This is a genomic window from Chloroflexus sp. (assembly GCF_034435895.1).
Classification (GTDB): domain Bacteria; phylum Chloroflexota; class Chloroflexia; order Chloroflexales; family Chloroflexaceae; genus Chloroflexus.
The window spans coordinates 1-2,838 of record NZ_DAOTWH010000331.1 but is presented as its reverse complement, the minus strand read 5'-3'; the positions used below and the strand labels follow the sequence as shown (position 1 = coordinate 2,838).

The following is a 2,838-nucleotide window of genomic DNA, read 5'->3' as shown; positions in this document are numbered from 1 at the left end:
CCTTGGCCGCCATCGCCGGCGACGCCGAGGCGTTGCCGTTGCGCGATAGTTGCGTCGATCTGATCTGGTGCGTGGCCGCGCTGCAACTCTTTACCGACCGGCAGCGGGCCTTGCGCGAGTTGTGGCGGGTGTTGCGGCCCGGCGGGACGTTGCTGATCGCGACGGCGGGCGAGTATTGGGTACGCCTTCGCCGCCATCCGCCAGCGTTACTGGCCGCGCTGCCGCCGGTCTTGCCGTTCGCTCCCGCTGATGGTTTGGCTGATGAGTGGACGCTCTTGCTGGCCGGCGCCGGTTTTGTCGCGCCCCAAGCGCAATCCTATCTGCTCGACGGCGCTGAACCGGCGCAGGCGGCGTTAATCGATAGCGCCGATCTGGCGGCGTATGCCGGTCTACCGCTTGTCGCTAGCTCTGTCGCCGAACCCGACCCTCGCCCGGTGTTGTTTGTGGTCAGCGGACGGAAGTGAGCTAGCCCGGCGCGCCGCTCCTACTTGATTTCATACAACACACGCAACACCTCGGCCACGCTCCACGCTTGGGCGAAGCAGCCGCGCGGCTGGTGGGGCGGATCGCCGTCGAAGATTTCGCTGATCGTGCCGATGCAGCCATCGCTGAGGTGATCGAGCAACGGCGCTAGCAACCGGTGGATAGCGGCCCGATCGCCGGTAAGCCGGTAGACAGCGCTGGCGTAGGGGCCAAGCAGCCATGCCCAGACCGTGCCTTGGTGGTAGGCGGCGTCACGTTGCAAGAGCGGCCCAGTGTAGTGCGGCGCGTAATCGGGATGGGCCGGATCAAGGCTGCGCAGGCCAACGCTGGTCAGCAGGGCTTGGGCGCAAGCGCGCACGACTGCTTGTTGGCGGCCTCGATCGAGCGGGCTGTGTGGCAGGCTGGCGGCAATGATCTGATTAGGCCGGAGCGTTGCATCAACACCGTTGGGCGTGTCGATCACATCGTACAAATATTGGCCGTTCGCATACCAAAACCGGTTGAACCCGGCGCGCGCCGCCGCTGCCATCGTTTGATACCGCTCGGACGGGCGACCCAGCCGTTGGGCAAAGCCGGCCATGCTCTGCAAAGCGTTATACCAGAGCGCATTAATCTCAACCGGCTTGCCAGCGCGCGGCGTTACCACCCACCCCTGCACGCGCACGTCCATCCACGTCAGTTGGGTAGCCGGCGTGCCGGCCCGCAAGAGACCATCGCCGCGATCCAACCCGATTCCATCGCGGGTGCCGCGCACATGCCAGTCGATGATCTCTTCAAGCAGCGGAAACAGTTCGGCGAGCAGATCGTCGTCGGCAAAAGCGACATGGTGGGCGCGCACCACTTCAAACAGCCAGAGGGTCGCATCCGCGGTGTTGTATTCGGGCGCTGTGCCTTCATCGGGGAAACGGTTGGGCAGCATGCCGCGATCAACAAACTGGGTGAAGGTGCGCAAGACATCTGCCGCGACCTCTGGCCGGCGGGTGGGAATGGTCAAGCCGGGTAGGCTGATCATCGTATCGCGGCCCCAGTCGGTAAACCACGGATAACCGGCAATGACGGTGCGTCCGCGCGTCCCGCCGGGCAAGGGCCGCTCGACGATGAACTGATCGGCGGCCAGCGCAAGCTGGAAAACGCATGGGTCGTCCGTCCAATCAATTCGCTGCACCAAAGCAGCTTCGTAATCGGCGCGCAACTGCCACGCCGCTGCGCTGTCAAGGGTGGCCGCGGGTTCGGTGGTGGCGACCACCAACAACGACTCTCCCGGCGCAAGGGTGGTGGTGAGCCGGCCCACCCGGCGCAGGTTATCAACCGCCGCTTGCCCGCGTTCAGCTTCGGTAGTCAAAAAGAGATCGGTAAGCCAGCCGCCGAGCGGGGTAAAGGTTCCTCGATCGCTGAGCAGGCGCAGATGGCGTCCGCCGGCTAGCGGCCATATCCGCAACCCGTTGGCGATTGGTTCAGCCAGCAAGGGAATATCGCCTACCTGCACCACCGCGTGATGGTCACGCGCCGTCGCCAAAGCGTCGAGCCGGAGGGCGAGCGGGGCCGAGGCGCGCAAGACGGTGTAGCGAATGTAGGTGGTGTTGGCCCCCGGCGCCATCCAGATTCGCCGTTCGAGCAGCGCATCAGCCAGCGCGTATTCCCACACCGGCGTCGTTCCCTCCAGCCGCCAGCGTTCGAGCCACGGGCAAGCGCGGGCCGGTTCGCCAGTGCGCCGGTGGGTGGTGAGATCAAAGGTCTGGCCGAGATAGCTCACATGCGCATCGAGCGACGCTAATGTCAGCACCCGGCCCGGCGGCGGTTCGAGCGCGGCAATCAGCAAACCGTGATAACTGCGCGTGAGCGTGCCGGCAATCGTACCGGCGGCATAACCACCGATCCCATTCGTCACTAGCCATTCGCGCTGAGCGGCAAAGACTGGTTCGGCGCCCAAAGCGCGTCCGAAGGTAAACACAACGGCAGCTCCTTCCTGAGACGGTTCCATAGCCATGGTACACTACGTGAAGGGTGGTAGTTCATGATATGGTTCACCTCCCCCCCCGCTGGGAGGAGGTCAACTCCCCTCCTCCGGAGGGGTTGAGATGCCGGGAGTGGGGGCATATCTCCCCTCCCTCAGCGGGGGAGGGGTGGGGGCTGAATAGCCGCTCGCCGAGGGCAAGAGCGGACAGAACGTATGAGCGCAGATATGATTGATGGCTTTGCAATGCGCCGGTTCACCCTCACCCCCTTCCCCTCTCCCGCCACGCGGGAGAGGGGCGCTACGGCGTTCCGCTCAACCAGTGCCGGTCGCGAAGATGCGGCAGCTCCCCCTCTCCCTCCTCACGGCGGGAGAGGGGGAGCAGCTTCGTATGCGCGACA

General features: G+C 65.0%; 2 protein-coding genes. One reads left to right on the top strand and one right to left on the bottom strand.

The genetic code is table 11. From position 1 onward, the window contains the following. The coding region (locus U9R81_RS18335; RefSeq protein ID WP_322496855.1) for a class I SAM-dependent methyltransferase at nt 1-464 on the top strand (464 nt) is incomplete at its 5' end. A gap of 20 nt (nt 465-484) precedes the next feature. Here the strand turns inward: U9R81_RS18335 and U9R81_RS18330 are convergent. Continuing rightward, entirely contained in the window at nt 485-2,434 is a 1,950-nt protein-coding gene (locus tag U9R81_RS18330) for an amylo-alpha-1,6-glucosidase (RefSeq protein WP_322496854.1), read from the bottom strand. Between the last annotated feature and the right edge of the window lie 404 nt (nt 2,435-2,838).